The sequence below is a fragment of the Pseudovibrio sp. Ad13 genome (assembly GCF_001623225.1).
Taxonomy (GTDB): Bacteria; Pseudomonadota; Alphaproteobacteria; order Rhizobiales; family Stappiaceae; genus Pseudovibrio.
In genome coordinates this window covers 80,593-96,093 of the sequence record NZ_LMCC01000001.1, presented here as the reverse complement: position 1 = coordinate 96,093, position 15,501 = coordinate 80,593, and the positions used below count along the sequence as shown (strand labels likewise).

The following is a 15,501-nucleotide window of genomic DNA, read 5'->3' as shown; positions in this document are numbered from 1 at the left end:
CTTATGGACCGCTTGCCTTTTTCTATAGGTGGCTTAAAACGGTGCAGCATTTATGTGGCAAACACTTGGTTTGCCTCAGAGACTTGGGAGAGGTCGTTCTACATGCCAGCAAGCCGTTCGCAACTGATATCTTTCTTGGAAGACTTGAACATTCCGGTTTCTACAATTGATCATGAGCCGGTTTTTACGGTTGCTGAATCTGCTGATCTGCATGAGCGTATTCCAGGTGGGCACACCAAGAATCTCTTCCTTAAAGACAAAAAGAGTAATCTCTTTTTGGTCGTGGCCCTTCATGATGCTACGATAGATCTGAAGAAGATTTCGAGCATTATTGGTGCATCTGGTCGTGTTTCTTTCGGTAAAGCTGATCTGCTTGAAGAGGTGTTGGGTGTTACTCCAGGGTCCGTCACGCCGTTCTCTCTGATCAATGATCGGGAAGCACAACGCGTGTCCGTGGTGTTTGATGCAGATATGATGGAGCAGGAGGTTTTGAACTTCCATCCATTGCTAAATAATGCTTCAACGGCGATTTCAGCGGAAGGTCTGATGGTGTTTGCCAAGGCATGTGGGCATGATGCCAATGTGCTTGCAGTTTCTGCAGAGGCGCAGAAAGTCACTGAAGATCTATAAAAACTGGGTGATCGCCAATTGTAATTGGTCTCATCTAAGACCATTTTAGGCAGCAGTTAGAGATTTTGATATGAGGAGCGCTGATATGAGCAGCTCCCGGTTCAGTAAAGGGTCAAAATAATGAGTGGATCCGGTTATTCCGTAGGTGGCAGCTTTGGTGGCTCCCTTGGCGGTGGATATGGCGGCGGTTATCAGACCAACACACAGGCTGGTGCGGCATCTCCATCTGCAGCTCCGGCAGCCAATGCTGCTGACTTGATTGTTGATACGACCACTCAAACCTTTGTGCAGGACGTAATCGAGGGCTCCCGTAATCAGGTAGTCCTCGTTGATTTCTGGGCGCCTTGGTGTGGTCCTTGTAAGCAGCTTACGCCGACGCTAGAGAAAGTCGTCAAGGAAGCGAATGGTGCTCTCAAGCTGGTGAAGATGAACATCGAAGATTATCCGGAAGTTGCCGGTCAGATGGGTGTTCAGTCGATCCCGGCAGTGTTTGCGTTTAAAGGTGGCCAGCCTGTTGACGGGTTTATGGGTGCGCAGACCGAAGGTGAAATCAAAAAGTTTCTCGATCGTATTGGCGTAAACATTGGCCCAAGTGATCTGGAAGTGATGCTTGAGAAGGCTGATGAGCTTCGTGATGCTGAAGGGTATCCAGAAGCTGCACAGCTTTATGGTAGCGCGCTTTCTATCGACGCTGGCAACGTGCAGGCATTGTGTGGGCTTGCTATGTGCTATCTGGCGCTTGGTGAGAAAGACCATGCAAAACAGATGCTCGATATGATTCCGGAAGATGAGCAGAGCTCCCAGCATTTTGCAGCAGCGAAGGCTGCGCTTGAACTCGCTGAGCAATCTGAAGGGCTTGATGACCTTGCAGAGTTGCGTGAGCGTGTAGAAGCCAATGCAGATGATCATCAGGCTCGTTTTGACCTTGCGCTCGCTTTGGGCGGCAAAGGGGATAAAACTGGTGCTGTTGATGAGCTGATTGAGATTATTCGCCGTGACCGTGAGTGGAATGAAGATGGCGCGCGCAAGCAGTTGCTGCAGTTTTTTGAAGCCTGGGGCTTCAAAGATGCAGGTTCTGCTTATGGTCGCCGTAAACTCTCCTCAATTTTATTCTCGTAATCTAGGCCTAATGATAAGAGCGGAGAGCACTTAAGTGGCCTCGATGACTGTTGGAAATGCGACCTACGCAGGTCTGGATGATCTGCCGCAGGTTGTGCCGTTGTTTGTTTTGCCGGGAGCTATCTTGCTCCCGCGCTCCCACATGCCTCTCAATGTTTTTGAGCCGCGCTATACGTCGATGATCGACAGTGCTTTGCGTACTGATCGCATGATTGGGGTAATTCAGCCGCAGTTTGAAACCAGTGATGAAGAATTGGCCGGTAGGCCAAAACTTTGCACTGTTGGCTGTATGGGGCGCATTACAGGGTTTCAGGAAAGTGGCGATGGCCGCTATCTGATTACGTTGTCTGGCGTTTCTCGCTTTGTGCTTCGTGGTGAGCTGGAAGAGCGTGCCCCATTCCGTCGTGGTCACGTTGATGCGACCCGCTTTGCTGGTGATTTGACGACCGGTATCGGAGAAGATGATGTCGATCGAGATCTGCTGCTTTCAACGCTCAAAGAATACTTGAGTGTGAATGACCTTGAAGCGGACTGGGATAGCGTCAATTCTGCCTCGACTGAGGTATTGGTCAATGCATTGTGCATGATGAGTCCTTATGGACCGAAAGAGAAGCAGGCTCTGTTGGAAACAGAGAATCTGAAAGTGCGTGCGGATACGCTCATTGCGCTGGCTGAAGTTGAGCTGGCACGTGGCAATGGTGGTACTGGCAGCACGCTTCAGTGATGCAGGTAAAGACAAAAATGAATGAGGGCTCTATGAGCGAATTTGAAGCGCCACAGCTGGACCGTCGGCTTTTGGAGCTGTTGGTTTGTCCTGTGACGAAGACAACGCTTGAGTACAATCCTGAGAACCAGGAGCTGGTCTCTCGCGCTGCGAAGCTGGCTTATCCAATTCGGAATGGAATTCCGATTATGTTGGAAGAAGAAGCGCGCAAGCTTGAAGACTAAAACGTATCCATGAGAACTGATGTGGGTTCTCTGATCGCGGTTACGTGCAGAGCTTATCTTTGAAGGCTAGGAGAGATGATCTTCTAGCCTTTTTTGCAGCTCTTGTGGTTCGCCGTAAACACGTAGTGTTTTTATGCGGGCGATGGAACCTGCAATCACTTTTGCCGATGATTTGGGAACAGAGAGTGCTTTCGCAAAAAGGGCCGCAATGGCTTTGTTTGCAGCGCCTTTTTCTGGCACTGCGCGAACGCGCGCCATCACGAGCGGTCGGCCATCGGACTGCTCGCCTATCTTTTCAATTTGATCTTTGGAGGATCTGGGGGTGAGGCGGACGGTAATGAGAATTCCGTCAGTCTGCAGTTTCCAAGGGCGTTCTTGTTCAGCCACTACTTAAAATACGTAGGGATAAACGTAGAGGCCGATGACGCGCTCAATAAGGAAAATGCCGAGCAGCAGCACAATCGGAGAAAGATCCAATCCACCCATTGCTGGCAGGAACCGGCGGATAGGGCGCAGGAGCGGTTCGGTCAGATTGTAAAGTGTCTGCCCGATCATCGCGATGAACTGATTGTTTGAGTTCACCACGTTGAACGCATAGAGCCAGGAGAAGATCACATTCGCAATAATGACCCACGTGTAAAGATTTAGGATGATGAAAACGACATCAAGAATAGCGCGCATGGACTGGTTAAACTCCAAGTTTGCGAAGATGAACTAGCTGAATTGCTTCCCTGAAGACAGAGCTTGGGAAACAGAGTTGTTCCTCATGTAACTTTGAACTGAGGCACCTGCAAGGTCCAGCATGCCTCATTTTTCTATATTTTGAGCTAATTTCACGAAGCGGTACCTGAAAAAGTACCAATTAGCAGGGGGCGTTTGCCCTGAAACTGATAGGGCAAACAATTTTTGCTCTCATCTCGCATGCTTTAGCCAAAATGGAAGGCTGGCTTAAAGCTCTCTGGCAAGTGGATTGTCTGGTCTTGTTCAGGGAACATTTCCTGCATGAGGCAGGCGGCTATGCGGTGAGAAATGGCATAGGAAATTTTGAAGCCACCAGTTGCCACCCATGTTTTGTCTTTGCCTGGAATGAGGCCGACCAAAGGGTCCCGTTTTTTACATTTTGGACGGATACCTGCCCAACGGGTGAGGATTGGCGCGTCTTTCAATGAAGGGCAAAAGCCAACTGCCTTGGAGAGCATGGTTTGAATGTCTGCCTCTACTGGTTCTTTACTGGTCCACTCCTGCTCGGAGGTGGAGCCGATAGCAACAGTGCCATTGGCATGTGAGACAACATAAATTCCGTTGTCATAGATAACCGGGAGAGGTTTGTCGGCCTTATATTCGAGCAAAAGGGATTGACCTTTCACACCCATGCCGATGGGTTTACCTGCGATCTTACTGAGTGGTTCGAAACCTTCATAACCTGCTGACAAGACAACGCGATCAGCACTCAGGCTTTCACCATTGCCGAGTGAAACGGTGCCAGTAGTCTCATCAAAGCCGAGATACTCGGTGTGTTCCATGATGCCGATGCGTGTTTCCAGCAGGGTTTTGAGAGCTGCAGAGACAAGGCGCGGATTGGCCCGTGCTGCCAAGGTGTCCCAGATGATGCCAAGTGGAGCGGCTTCTGGTGTGAGCCAGTCATTGAACGGTGTTTCTTTCACCACATTGAAAGTGAAGCCAGTCTCATTACTTCTCCAGCGCTGCTTGCTTTCTTCAACGCGGGAGAGAGCATGTTCGAGCTTGGGTTCGGTGTAAAGCGGGATCAGGCGACCTGCACGGCTGTAGCCGACAGAAAGGCCAGTGGCTTCTTCCAGCTCCTCCACGATATCGGAGAGTTCGATCAGTGCGACCAGCTGGAACTGCTTCTTGTCGTTCCATTTACTCGGTACATGGGGCATCAACGCACCAACAAGGCCAGCGCTGGCGCCTGATGCGATGGTGTTTTTTTCCAGAAGAGCGACTTTCAAGCCTTTTCCGAGTGCGGCTTTGGCGACGCTAAGTCCGAAAATTCCCCCTCCAACAACAACTATATCGTAGGTCATGTTTTTTTATTTCCCAGGTTGGGGTATAAGCCCAGACCGATTTTTACGTTAGAGATTTGGCTTAGACATATGACAGAGCGCCCAAAATTGGAATGGGATGATGCGAATGTGCCTTATGCGTCGCAGTTTGGAGATACTTATTACTCCAAAGCCGGTGGATTAGGCGAAACGCGCTACGTATTTCTGCAGGGTAATCAACTCCCTGAACGCTGGGTGGATGCACAGTCTTTTACTATTGCTGAACTGGGATTTGGAACCGGGCTTAATTTTCTCGCCACACTGGAATTGCTTCTGAGTTTGCCGGAAGCTGAGCGGACCAAGCTGACTTACGTTTCGTTTGAGCTGTATCCGATGGAAGCTACGGAGATTGAGAAAGCGCTGTCGCAATGGCCTGAGCTCAAAGAGCTTAAAGACAAGCTGTTGGCTGCATGGAAGCCTCAGCCGGGTTGGAATCCAATCACCATTGATGGTGTGCGACTGCTGCTTGGTGTTGGGGATGCTCGTGAGATGCTGCCAACCTTGTCCATACCCGTCGATGCCTGGTTCCTTGATGGCTTTAATCCGGCACGAAACCCAGAGCTGTGGGGGCGAGATCTTATGCTTGCTGTCGGAGAGAAAACCGCTGTTGGCGGGACTTTTGGGACCTACACCGCGGCAGGTTGGGTGCGCCGAAACTTGCAGACAGCGGGTTTTGAGGTTGAGCGTATCAAAGGCTATGGCACAAAACGCCAGATGATGGTGGGGCAGAAAACTGCCGCCACCGAAGCCTAAGTAATCAGCATTCTGGCAGGTTGACTGCCAGACCACCCTTGCTGGTTTCTTTGTATTTGTCGTTCATCTCCACGCCAGTCTGGCGCATGGCTTCAACGCAGTTGTCTAGTGGCATGTAGTGAGAGCCATCTCCACGCAGAGCCAGTGAAGCTGCTGAGACTGCCTTGATGGCACCGAGGCCGTTACGCTCGATGCATGGCACCTGAACGAGGCCTCCGACTGGATCACAAGTCATGCCAAGGTGATGCTCCAGAGCGATTTCAGCTGCGTTCTCAATCTGCTCGTTCGTGCCGCCAAGAGCTGCGCAAAGGCCTGCGGCTGCCATTGCAGCGGCGGAGCCAACTTCGCCCTGACAACCAACTTCAGCACCGGAAATGGAAGCATTGTGTTTGATGATGCCACCAACAGCTGCTGATGTGAGGAGGAAGGTTTTTATGCCTTCATCGTTACTGCCTGGGCAATGCTCGCGGTAATATTTGACGGTTGCCGGGATAACGCCTGCTGCACCGTTTGTTGGTGCAGTGACAACTTTGCCGCCCGCTGCGTTTTCTTCGTTTACGGCCATTGCGTAGACAGAGAGCCAGTCGTTGGCGACGTGCGGCATGCTCATGTTATTGCTGCGTTCGTCTTCCAGCTGTTGTTTGATTGCAGCTGCGCGACGCTTGACTGTAAGGCCACCTGGTAGCTCGCCTTCAGTATTCAGGCCGCGCTCCATGCATGCGTTCATCACATCCCAGATTTGCCAGAGCTTGGTGTCCAGTTCTTGCGGATCCAGAGAGGTGATTTCGTTGGCGCGCTTCATCTCAGCAATGGTTTTGCCGGACTTTTGTCCCATCTCCAGCATTTCTTGCGCTGTGGCAAATGGATAAGGCATGCCTTTAATTTCGTCGGGAGCCTGATCACCTGACGCTTCTGCTGCTTTCAGGCGATCCAGTTCTTCTTCGGTCAATACGAACCCGCCACCGATGGAATAGAATGTTTCCTGAAGGTGCAGGCGGTCTTGGGCGTCGTATGCTTCGATCACCATGCCATTCGCGTGGCCGGGCAAGTTTTCCTCAAAGTCGAAGATCACGTCTTTATCGGGATCAAAGTCCAACTCTGGAAGATCAGGAAGGTGGACTTTCTTTTCTGTCGCGATCTTTTTCTCAAGTGCCTCTGCTTCATCTGGATCCAGAGTTTCAGGCGTGCAGCCAGCAAGTCCCAGAACAACGGCTCTGTCAGTCGCATGGCCTTTGCCGGTCCAGGCGAGTGAGCCGTGAAGCGTGCAGCGCAGTCTCTTTGGTGCGCCTGCGCCGGGCCATATTCGGCGACCGTCTCTCAACTCATCCAGAAAACGTGCGGCAGCGGTCATCGGTCCCATTGTGTGGGACGAAGACGGACCTATACCGATCTTGAAAATTTCAAAGACGCTGAGAAACATGTGTTTGGCACCTTTCAGATGGCTGGGGCGTTGTTTTTGTTTCATTAGGATAGAGAACAGCCACTATCACTGAATTTTCTAGGAATAATCGTCATAGCCTCTGAAACCAAGAGGATTATTTTTCCGGATATTTGAAATTGACGTTGCGTTTGTCCAGATGCCGCAGAATTTATCTGTTCTGACTGGAGGCTTATTGATTCAAAAAGATTTTTTTAACGCCGATTTACTGAAAGGATTGAAGAAAACGCTTTGGTTTCACGGGGAATTGATGGACTTGTTTTACTCAGTCAATGTGAATTGAGATGAAAAAACTACCACTTGTTCAGTTTTATGATGCCAATGGGCAACAGTCTGTAGAAAACTCCTGAAACTGCAGGTCTTCAAAGTGACTTAAAACGTATATCATAGGTGGTAATTACTTTTCCGATCAAGGCTGCACCTATGACCGCCTCTCTTCGTATTCTTGCAGGCTTAGCGCTTGCTTCCGTTTCCAGTCATGCACTGGCAGAAGATAATTTTACGCCTGGTGATTTGACCGAGGAGCAAGCCAGTAAGAGGTATGTCGTTGATATTGGCGTGGCTGGTTTTGTGAACCCCAAGTATGACGGCGCGGATGAATACATCATCTATCCGCTACCGTTGATCGCGTTTTCGCGGTTTTACCTGCCGGGCTTTGGTCAGGTGAAAGAGGGCGAAACACAGGGCCTGTTCATTTATCCGTCTTTTGGTTTTGTGGGTGAGCGTAATCCTTCCGATTCCTCTTCATTGACAGGGACAACTCGTGTGCCTTGGGCTGGTGAGGTCGGGCTTGGCGGTGGCTTCCGTCATGATTGGTTCCGCGCATTCATCGAAGTGCGCCACGGCTTTAACGGTCACCGCGGTTTTGTCGGGCGTGCGGGAGTGGATGTGATCACTGAAGTTACAGATCGCTTGACGTTTGTGTTCGGTCCGCGCGTTGATGCTGCTGATGGTTCATACATGAACACCTATTTCAGCGTTGCAGCAGGTACTCCATCCGGCCCATACACCGCAGAAGGCGGTTTCAAGAGCGTTGGTGGAGTTGTGCGTGCGAGTTATGCGCTGACTGACAGCATTGGGCTGCACCTACAAGGTGGCTATGACCGTCTGATTGGTGAAGCTGCAGATAGCCCGATTACGCAGAACGACAATATGTGGTCTGTTGGATTTGGTGCGACCTATCGGTTTGCTTGGGATATGTTCTAGGCAACCAGAGTGTCGGATAAATTTGATGAGTGAAGCCCGGAAGGATCTCCGGGCTTTTTTATTTACTGCATGCACTGTGAGTTCTCATTGACTGTGCCGTGAATAAAGCGGTGTTTGAAGTGAAGCTTTGTGTATATTCATGAATAACAAGGTATGCATGATGTATTGGTATTGAGGGTTATATTACCTCAGTATTGAAGTATCCTCTTCTGAGAGGTCGTTAATAATACCCTTAGAATAAGTCGATGACAGACTCCTGCTGGTGCGCATGCTAATTCACCTTAAGTATAGCGTTGAGTGAGGGGGCTTCAGTATGCGTACAATTATTACTATATCAGGACTTCTGTTTATCTGTTTATTGCTTATGGTTCCGGCCAAGGCATCCTCCACTAAAGTGTTGGCGAAGATTGATATTTCCGAGCAAAGGATGCGAATCTTCGTGGATGGGAAGGTTCAGCATTCGTGGCCTGTTTCGACGGCCCGGCGGGGATACAGAACGCCAGTGGGCACCTTTAAGCTAACGCGAATGCACAAACGGTATTTCTCCCGTAAGTATAACGGGGCACCGATGCCTTACTCTGTGTTTTTCTATAAGGGGTATGCCATTCATGGAACGGATGTGGTTAAGCGCTTGGGTGCGCCTGCCTCACACGGTTGCGTGCGGTTGCATCCGAAAAACGCCAAGAGATTGTTCAGTTTGATTCAGGCAAATGGCCGATCAAACGCAAAGATTGTAATTGTGAAATAGTGAACACGCTTTACGTGCAGCTCTGAACATGATGTGATATCGGTCAAATAAGGCCCTTTACCCTTGCGAGCGCGTGGGTTCCTTACTAAATCAGGGGCTAAGAGATGTGCTTGAAGGCTTGTGAGCGGAAGAAGCAAGTCGGGTCGCAAACGCCTGCTCCTTCCGCTGTAGCGCTGAATACGCATAACTCAACAATCAGCGTGTCTTTCCTAACGCTAAAATCTTGCCAAAAGGTTGGCACGCTGATTTTTTTGAAAGACTTTTTTAGGGATAAAACGATTTTTTCTGAGAGCTGTGTGTCGGGAGGATGCATTGCCCAAAGAAAAAGAGGGCTTTGAATACACGCTCAAAAACCCTCTTTATATTCTCTAAAGCTGATTACGCAGTACCTTGATATCAGCTGCTTATTTAAAAGCAAAAGCTGTGCCAGTTTTGTGATAAATTTTTGGCACAATATCTGGGGTGGCTGCGCTTCTACTCTCCAACATGCGGGTTAATTTAACAGGTTGCTTACCTATGCTGCGTCGCAATTTGCAATGCGGTTTGGGAGTGTTAACCTTCTCGTTTAGATCTAGTTAAATTCGTGATCCAGGTTCAGCGTGCTTCGTTTGCCAATGCTGTCGTAATTGTCGTGCGCCCACTTCTTTGCAGCCTGGCGCCCAATGTCGTGCAAAAGTTCTACAAATTCCCACTGGGCATTTACCTTGGATGAAGCTCCGAAAGGGGCGAGATCTTTTGTTGCTTCTATTCTGTGCATGTAAACGCGGGTGTATTCGTTCGAATCAAGACGACCTTCATCAATAAGCCGTGTCACAAACTCAATTGCGCGAAGCTCGCGCAGCAGGGTTGAGTTGAAGGTGATCTCATTCATGCGCTCTGAGATTTCCTGAGCGGTGTGCGGAAGTTCAACTCTCTCAACCGGATTGACCTGAATAAGAAGTACATCAGTAGAGCCACCGTGTTGGAATAGTGGAAACAAAGGCGGGTTGCCCATAAAACCACCGTCCCAATAGGCCTCGTCACCAATTTCTACCGCTTGGTACATATGCGGCAAGCAGCCAGACGCCATGAGTGAATCAAGGGTGAGTTCTTCCTTTGCAAAAACTTTGATTTTCCCGGTTCGAACATTGGTTGCAGCGACATAGACCTGCATCTGGTCGCAACTTCGCACACGTTCGAAGTTGATTTGCTCAGCAACGAGGTCGCGGAGTGGATTATAGTTGATCGGGTTTAGTTGGTAGGGAGACATGACGCGAGAAAGCAGGTCCCATGCCAGATATGTCGGAGAGTTGTCCATGCTCCAATTGCCACAATAAACATCCATTGGGCTGCGTTGGAACGGACTGGTCTCTGCAGCTGCGCTGACGGACTTCCAAAAGCGGGCGAGGGCATCTCTTGCGCCTTGCTGCCCGCCTTCAACGAGGCCATCGGCCATGACGGCTGCATTCATGGCACCTGCGCTTGTGCCTGAGATGCCAGTGATCTCCCAATCTTCGTTTTCAAGGAGCCAATCCAGAACGCCCCAGGTAAAGGCGCCGTGTGCGCCTCCACCTTGTAAGGCCAGATTGATTTTCTTTCGTTCTTTTTTCGCTGTCTTCCGAGTAGTCGCCATATGGACCTCCATGGGCCGCTTGGAAAAGAAAACTCCGGGAAATCATCTGAGCGTTATTGTGCTGTCCAGCCGCCGTCCATTGGCAAGAGAGTGCCGGTGATTGAAGCGGCTGTATCAGAGCACAAGAACACGGCTAGGCCGGCAACCTGATCGACTGTCACGAACTCTTTGGTTGGCTGAGCAGCGAGCAGGACTTCTTTTTTCACCTGCTCCTCAGTCATATTACGGGCTTTCATGGTGTCAGGGATTTGCTTTTCGACGAGCGGTGTCCAGACGTAGCCGGGGCAAATGGCGTTCACTGTGATGTTGTTTTCTGCGACTTCCAGTGCGACGGTTTTGGTTAAGCCAGCGATGCCGTGCTTTGCAGAAACGTATGCCGACTTGAATGGAGATGCTACCAATGCGTGAGCGGACGCGGTGTTGATGATGCGACCCCAGCCTGCTTTGCGCATGTAAGGCACGGCGGTACGGATTGTGTGGAATGCGGAGGACAGGTTGATCGCGATGATAGCATCCCATTTGTCGACCGGGAAATGCTCAATAGCTTCAACATGCTGAATGCCTGCATTGTTGACGAGGACATCGACTGAACCGAGAGATTTAACCGCATCGTGGATCATTGCGTGAATTTCATCAGGCTTGGTCATGTCGGCTGATGAGTACACGCATTTTACACCGAAGTCGGCTTCGATTGCAGCGCGCTCTTTCTCAATGGCATCGGCATCGCCAAACCCATTGATCATGATGTTGGCGCCTTGCTCTGCCATTGCGCGAGCGTAAGCAAGCCCGATGCCTGATGTGGACCCAGTGATTACAGCGGTTTTTCCTGAGAGCATTTCGAGTCTCCTGCCCAAATGTATTGAAAAAAGAGTTGGTGTGAGCTTGCGCCACTTTTTAATCTGGTTGCATTAGCAAAAAGCATAGTTGTTTAGCGTGCAGTGCAAAAAGGTCAAAACTGACCACCGATCTGTCTTTTGTCCTTAATGGAAGGTTAGAGATGAGTGCATTGCGTCAAAAGTCGCTGGCTATTTTCAGTAGGCTGATGATGGAGTGGACCTAGCATCATTCTGAGGAGAGGTTTACTGTGAAAACTTGGGGTGCATGATGGCGTCTTGAGATGACATCAAACTGAATTGAGCGTGCGCTAAAAAGTTGACAGCGCGGGCTGCATGCTGCACTTGCTTGCCTAAAGATTTATCCCAGTGGAATGATCATGACTGACAAGAGCCAAACCTATATTTCTTCCCCGTTTCCGCGCCGTCGTTCTGTGGCTGTAGACGTTGGTGGGGTTATTGTTGGCGGCGAAGCGCCTGTTGTTGTTCAGTCCATGACGAACACCGACACCGCTGACATAGATTCAACGGTTGCGCAGGTTTCTGCTCTGGCGCGTGCCGGATCCGAGCTGGTTCGTATTACGGTAGATCGTGATGAAGCTGCTGCAGCTGTTCCGCGTATCAAAGAGCGTCTGGACCGGATTGGGGTCGATGTTCCGCTGGTCGGAGATTTTCACTACATCGGACACAAGCTGCTGGCAGATCATCCTGATTGTGCTGAAGCGCTTGATAAGTACCGGATTAATCCGGGCAATGTTGGCTTCAAAACTAAAAAAGACAAGCAGTTTGGCCAGATCATCGAAATGGCGATGAAGCACAATAAGCCTGTGCGTATTGGTGTGAACTGGGGCTCTCTGGATCAGGAGCTGCTGACACACCTGATGGATAAAAACCAAGAGGAAGGCTCTCCGCTGACTGCGCAACAAGTGATGCGCGAAGCGATTTGCCAATCTGGTTTGTTGTCTGCTCAGCGTGCTGAGGAATTGGGGCTTGGCCGCGACAAAATCATTTTGTCTGCGAAAGTCTCACAGGTTCAGGATTTGATTGCCGTTTATACGGATCTGGCACAGCGTTGCGATTATGCCCTTCACCTTGGTTTGACTGAAGCTGGTATGGGCACAAAGGGCATCGTGGCGTCCTCTGCTTCCATGGGTATTCTGCTTCAGCAGGGCATTGGCGATACCATTCGTATTTCGCTGACACCTGAACCAGGTGGGGACCGAACGCGTGAAGTGCAGGTCTCTCAGGAACTGTTGCAGACAATGGGTTTTCGCAGTTTTGTTCCGATTGTTGCTGCGTGTCCGGGGTGTGGACGTACTACCTCCACAGTCTTTCAGGAGCTGGCTCAGGACATTCAGGCGCATATCCGCGAGAGTATGCCGAAGTGGCGTGAGCAATATCCGGGTGTTGAGGAGCTCAACGTTGCTGTCATGGGCTGCATCGTGAACGGTCCTGGTGAATCCAAGCACGCTGACATCGGTATATCTTTGCCTGGTACTGGTGAAACACCTGCTGCGCCTGTGTTTGTTGATGGTGCTAAAACTGTTACTCTGCGTGGGCCGAACATTGCTGATGAGTTTAAGGCGATGGTTCTGGATTATATCGAGAAACGTTTTGGTACTGGCGTTTCATCTGAACACGAGATTTCCTAGATGTCGCTTGAGCGGTTTGTCAAAAAAGTAGAACACAAAATCAGAGAAAGCGCTCCGAAGGAAAAACCTTCGGTTCTGGTGATCTCTTCACAGGTTGTCAGCGGATGTGTTGGCATGCGCAGTGCTGTTTTTGCACTGGAGCGCATGGGCTTTAATGTCTGGATGCTGCCTACGATTGTTCTGCCATGGCATCCGGGACAAGGTGCTGGTGAGCGTATCTCGGCCAGTGAAGAAGCCTTCAAGCATATCGTTGAACAGATTTGCGCCAGTGATCGTTTGGGCGCTGTGAAGGGTGTTATCTCTGGCTACATGGCAAATGCAGCTCAGGTTTCTGATGTTGCTAAGATTGTGCAGGAAGTGAAGACTCGCAATGATGATGCGGTCTATCTGTGCGATCCAGTCATTGGTGACAAAGGTGGTCTTTATGTTGCCGAGCCGATTGCTGAAGCTATTCGTGACCAACTGTTACCGCTTGCTGACGTGATTACGCCAAACCGTTTTGAGCTGGCCTGGCTTAGCGGGTTTGGTACTGAAATGGAAAATGAAGCTGTTGCGGCAGCGCGCACGCTGCAAGTGGAGCGGACGATCATTACATCGTCGCCAGCAATCCGTCGCAATTCCATTTCCAATTTGCTGGTTGGGCCGCGTGGTAGCCTTGCGATTGAACATGCGGAAGTGCAGGGCGCACCGCATGGCACTGGTGACTTGTTGGCAGCGCTTTATCTGGCTCGCAGTCTGAGTGGGCAGAGTGATGAAGAGGCATTGAAGAAAGCGACAGCTTCAACGTTTGAGTTGGTCGCGCGCTCTGTCAAAGTTGGTTCTGATGATTTGCTTTATGCTGAGCACCAAGATCCGCTTATCCAACCGATGGCGCTTGTGAACACTCGCCGCGTGGTAGAGGCGCCTGAACGTGCCTGAAGCGGTGGCAGTTGATCCCGTCTGTGTGGCTGGGGTTGACGGTTGCAAAGCAGGTTGGATTGCCGTTTTCCGCTGGGTTGGCTCAAACCGTGCACCTGAAGTGCAGATCTTTCCTCATTTTGCAGATTTGCTGGCCTCTGAGCATGAGCCGCATAAAATTGCGGTCGATATGCCGATCGGGCTGCCGGAGAAGATTGGCAGCAATGGTCGTGGACCTGAGAAAGCAGTTCGTCCTCTTTTGGGTATGAGGCAATCAACGGTGTTTTCCATTCCCGCCCGAGCTGCGATCTATTGTGAGGATTATCGCGAGGCTTGCTCTGCTGCACTGGCGCATTCAACACCACCCAAAAAAGTATCCAAGCAAGCGTTCCATATCTTCCCAAAAATTCGGGAGATTGATCAGCTCATGACGCCTGAGTTGGAAGCGCGGGTGTATGAAGTTCATCCTGAGGTGGCATTTTGGCGCTTAAACGGGCAGGAGTCCATTGCTATTCCTAAGAAGGTCAAGGGAAGCAGCTATCCTGCGGGCTTGGATGCGCGGAGAGATTTGCTTGTGCAGTTTGGCTATGTAGCGAGCTTTTTGGACCAAAAACCGCCCAAAGGTGCCGCTCGGGATGATTTGATGGATGCTTCTGTGAATGCAGTTATCGCTGAGCGGTTGCTGTATGGCCATGCGGAGCCATTTCCGGCTGACTTCGGGCGAGATGAACGCGGTCTGCGCATGGCAATCTGGGCTTAGGTATTGTCAGGCTCGCGGCTTGCCAGTACGTCCAAACGTGGTTCATGGCCAACTCTCTTAAAGCTTTTGAAGCCTTGCTCCTCCAGAAGGTTTTTGAGCATGTTTGGATCAGACCATCTGACATCTCTCTCATAGAAAATTGATTGAACTCGATGAAAGAAGCTTGTCTTGATGAGCTCTTTAATTACGGTTTCTTCATGCCCTTCAGCATTGAGTTTGACCACGATGTCGATTTCATCGGTGATCATCTCATCTAACTGCTGGGCAGAGATGGTTTGAATCTCTTCGGTTTTTTCGTCTGAATGCAGGGTGTTCTGGCTGAGGGATGCGCCGCCGCTATGGGTTTTGCTGAGGAATATCTTAGCTTGGCCAGTGTGGTCGGAGACTGCTGCCTGCACTGCCTTTATGCGAGAGGTAGCAAGGTTTAGCTCAATGTTTTGTTCCAGTAATTGGAATGTGCTGGCAACAGGCTCGAAAGCTATGACTTGCTTGCAGTTCGTATTTTGAGCTGCAAGCAGGCTGAAGAGGCCTTGATTTGCGCCGATATCCAGCATGATGAAAGGTTTTTCATAGTCGACGAGATAGCTGGTGAGGAATGTGCCGTAACCACCTTCGCAGCACATGCGGAATGTGGCGTCGAAGACATTGGGTGTGAGTTCAACACCATACCTTGTCAGAATGCCGGAGGAGAGGCCTAGTCGCACACCCCAGGACATTGGAATGTGCTTTATGTAATAGCCAAGGAGCCCACGTAAGTGGCGGCGTTCGTTGATGTACTCTTTGCTGTGGTACTTTCCAAAGAAGGTTTTTGAGCCTGGCATTTGCCTAACCTGACTTGTTGA

At 50.3% G+C, this 15,501-nt stretch carries 17 protein-coding genes; 10 read left to right on the top strand and 7 right to left on the bottom strand.

Features of this window, described 5'->3' with window-relative positions; all coding sequences use genetic code 11:
* The first annotated feature begins 102 nt into the window (after positions 1 to 102).
* From PsAD13_RS00475 to PsAD13_RS00460, 4 genes are all read left to right on the top strand, one after another.
* Entirely contained in the window at positions 103 to 630 is a 528-nt protein-coding gene (locus PsAD13_RS00475; RefSeq protein WP_063305924.1) for a prolyl-tRNA synthetase associated domain-containing protein, read from the top strand.
* A gap of 120 nt (positions 631 to 750) precedes the next feature.
* Positions 751 to 1,749: a thioredoxin gene (gene trxA, locus PsAD13_RS00470; RefSeq protein WP_063316988.1), complete on the top strand. Its 999-nt coding sequence runs from the start codon at positions 751 to 753 to the stop codon at positions 1,747 to 1,749.
* Positions 1,750 to 1,792: 43 nt separating this feature from the next.
* Positions 1,793 to 2,473: an LON peptidase substrate-binding domain-containing protein gene (locus PsAD13_RS00465; RefSeq protein ID WP_057463534.1), complete on the top strand. Its 681-nt coding sequence runs from the start codon at positions 1,793 to 1,795 to the stop codon at positions 2,471 to 2,473.
* A 32-nt stretch (positions 2,474 to 2,505) separates the two neighbouring features.
* On the top strand, positions 2,506 to 2,697 hold the full coding sequence (locus tag PsAD13_RS00460; RefSeq protein ID WP_057463533.1) for a Trm112 family protein: 192 nt from the start codon (positions 2,506 to 2,508) through the stop codon (positions 2,695 to 2,697).
* A gap of 66 nt (positions 2,698 to 2,763) precedes the next feature.
* Here the strand turns inward: PsAD13_RS00460 and PsAD13_RS00455 are convergent, their stop codons facing one another.
* From PsAD13_RS00455 to PsAD13_RS00445, 3 genes are all read right to left on the bottom strand, one after another.
* Positions 2,764 to 3,084: a DUF167 family protein gene (locus tag PsAD13_RS00455; RefSeq protein ID WP_063316987.1), complete on the bottom strand. Its 321-nt coding sequence runs from the start codon at positions 3,082 to 3,084 to the stop codon at positions 2,764 to 2,766.
* A gap of 3 nt (positions 3,085 to 3,087) precedes the next feature.
* Complete coding sequence (locus PsAD13_RS00450; RefSeq protein ID WP_063286439.1) at positions 3,088 to 3,378, bottom strand: YggT family protein; 291 nt, start codon at positions 3,376 to 3,378, stop codon at positions 3,088 to 3,090.
* Positions 3,379 to 3,623: 245 nt separating this feature from the next.
* A complete protein-coding gene (locus PsAD13_RS00445; RefSeq protein ID WP_063316986.1) occupies positions 3,624 to 4,742 on the bottom strand; it encodes an FAD-dependent oxidoreductase in 1,119 nt (372 codons plus the stop codon).
* Positions 4,743 to 4,811: 69 nt separating this feature from the next.
* On the opposite strand from PsAD13_RS00445, the gene mnmD reads away from it, so the two are divergent.
* Positions 4,812 to 5,513: a tRNA (5-methylaminomethyl-2-thiouridine)(34)-methyltransferase MnmD gene (gene mnmD / locus PsAD13_RS00440; protein ID WP_063316985.1), complete on the top strand. Its 702-nt coding sequence runs from the start codon at positions 4,812 to 4,814 to the stop codon at positions 5,511 to 5,513.
* 4 nt (positions 5,514 to 5,517) lie between these two features.
* On the opposite strand, the gene PsAD13_RS00435 is transcribed toward mnmD, so the two are convergent.
* The gene (locus PsAD13_RS00435) at positions 5,518 to 6,933 is read right to left on the bottom strand and encodes an L-serine ammonia-lyase (RefSeq protein ID WP_063317025.1); all 1,416 of its coding nucleotides are present in this window, start codon (positions 6,931 to 6,933) and stop codon (positions 5,518 to 5,520) included.
* 441 nt (positions 6,934 to 7,374) lie between these two features.
* Between PsAD13_RS00435 and PsAD13_RS00430 the strand changes: the two genes are divergently transcribed.
* Positions 7,375 to 8,157, top strand: a complete 783-nt coding sequence (locus tag PsAD13_RS00430; RefSeq protein ID WP_063294479.1) for a MipA/OmpV family protein — start codon at positions 7,375 to 7,377, stop codon at positions 8,155 to 8,157.
* Between the two features lie 313 nt (positions 8,158 to 8,470).
* A complete protein-coding gene (locus PsAD13_RS00425) occupies positions 8,471 to 8,905 on the top strand; it encodes a L,D-transpeptidase (RefSeq protein WP_063294478.1) in 435 nt (144 codons plus the stop codon).
* Between the two features lie 571 nt (positions 8,906 to 9,476).
* Here PsAD13_RS00425 and PsAD13_RS00420 read toward each other — a convergent pair.
* Together PsAD13_RS00420 and PsAD13_RS00415 are read right to left on the bottom strand one after the other, a co-directional pair.
* Entirely contained in the window at positions 9,477 to 10,517 is a 1,041-nt protein-coding gene (locus PsAD13_RS00420) for a patatin-like phospholipase family protein (RefSeq protein WP_057463525.1), read from the bottom strand.
* A 53-nt stretch (positions 10,518 to 10,570) separates the two neighbouring features.
* A complete protein-coding gene (locus PsAD13_RS00415; protein WP_063286084.1) occupies positions 10,571 to 11,353 on the bottom strand; it encodes a 3-hydroxybutyrate dehydrogenase in 783 nt (260 codons plus the stop codon).
* 377 nt (positions 11,354 to 11,730) lie between these two features.
* Between PsAD13_RS00415 and ispG the strand changes: the two genes are divergently transcribed.
* From ispG to PsAD13_RS00400, 3 genes are read left to right on the top strand one after another with little or no spacing between them, the layout of a single operon-like run.
* Positions 11,731 to 13,002: a flavodoxin-dependent (E)-4-hydroxy-3-methylbut-2-enyl-diphosphate synthase gene (gene ispG, locus PsAD13_RS00410; RefSeq protein ID WP_193775892.1), complete on the top strand. Its 1,272-nt coding sequence runs from the start codon at positions 11,731 to 11,733 to the stop codon at positions 13,000 to 13,002.
* The gene (gene pdxY / locus PsAD13_RS00405; protein ID WP_063316984.1) at positions 13,003 to 13,920 is read left to right on the top strand and encodes a pyridoxal kinase; all 918 of its coding nucleotides are present in this window, start codon (positions 13,003 to 13,005) and stop codon (positions 13,918 to 13,920) included. It abuts the gene before it with no gap.
* Positions 13,913 to 14,659, top strand: a complete 747-nt coding sequence (locus PsAD13_RS00400; protein WP_063316983.1) for a DUF429 domain-containing protein — start codon at positions 13,913 to 13,915, stop codon at positions 14,657 to 14,659. Before pdxY ends, PsAD13_RS00400 begins: the two co-directional genes overlap by 8 nt.
* Here PsAD13_RS00400 and PsAD13_RS00395 read toward each other — a convergent pair.
* Positions 14,656 to 15,480 (bottom strand): FkbM family methyltransferase, encoded by an 825-nt coding sequence (locus PsAD13_RS00395; RefSeq protein ID WP_063316982.1) that lies wholly within the window; start codon positions 15,478 to 15,480, stop codon positions 14,656 to 14,658. The genes PsAD13_RS00400 and PsAD13_RS00395 overlap by 4 nt on opposite strands.
* Between the last annotated feature and the right edge of the window lie 21 nt (positions 15,481 to 15,501).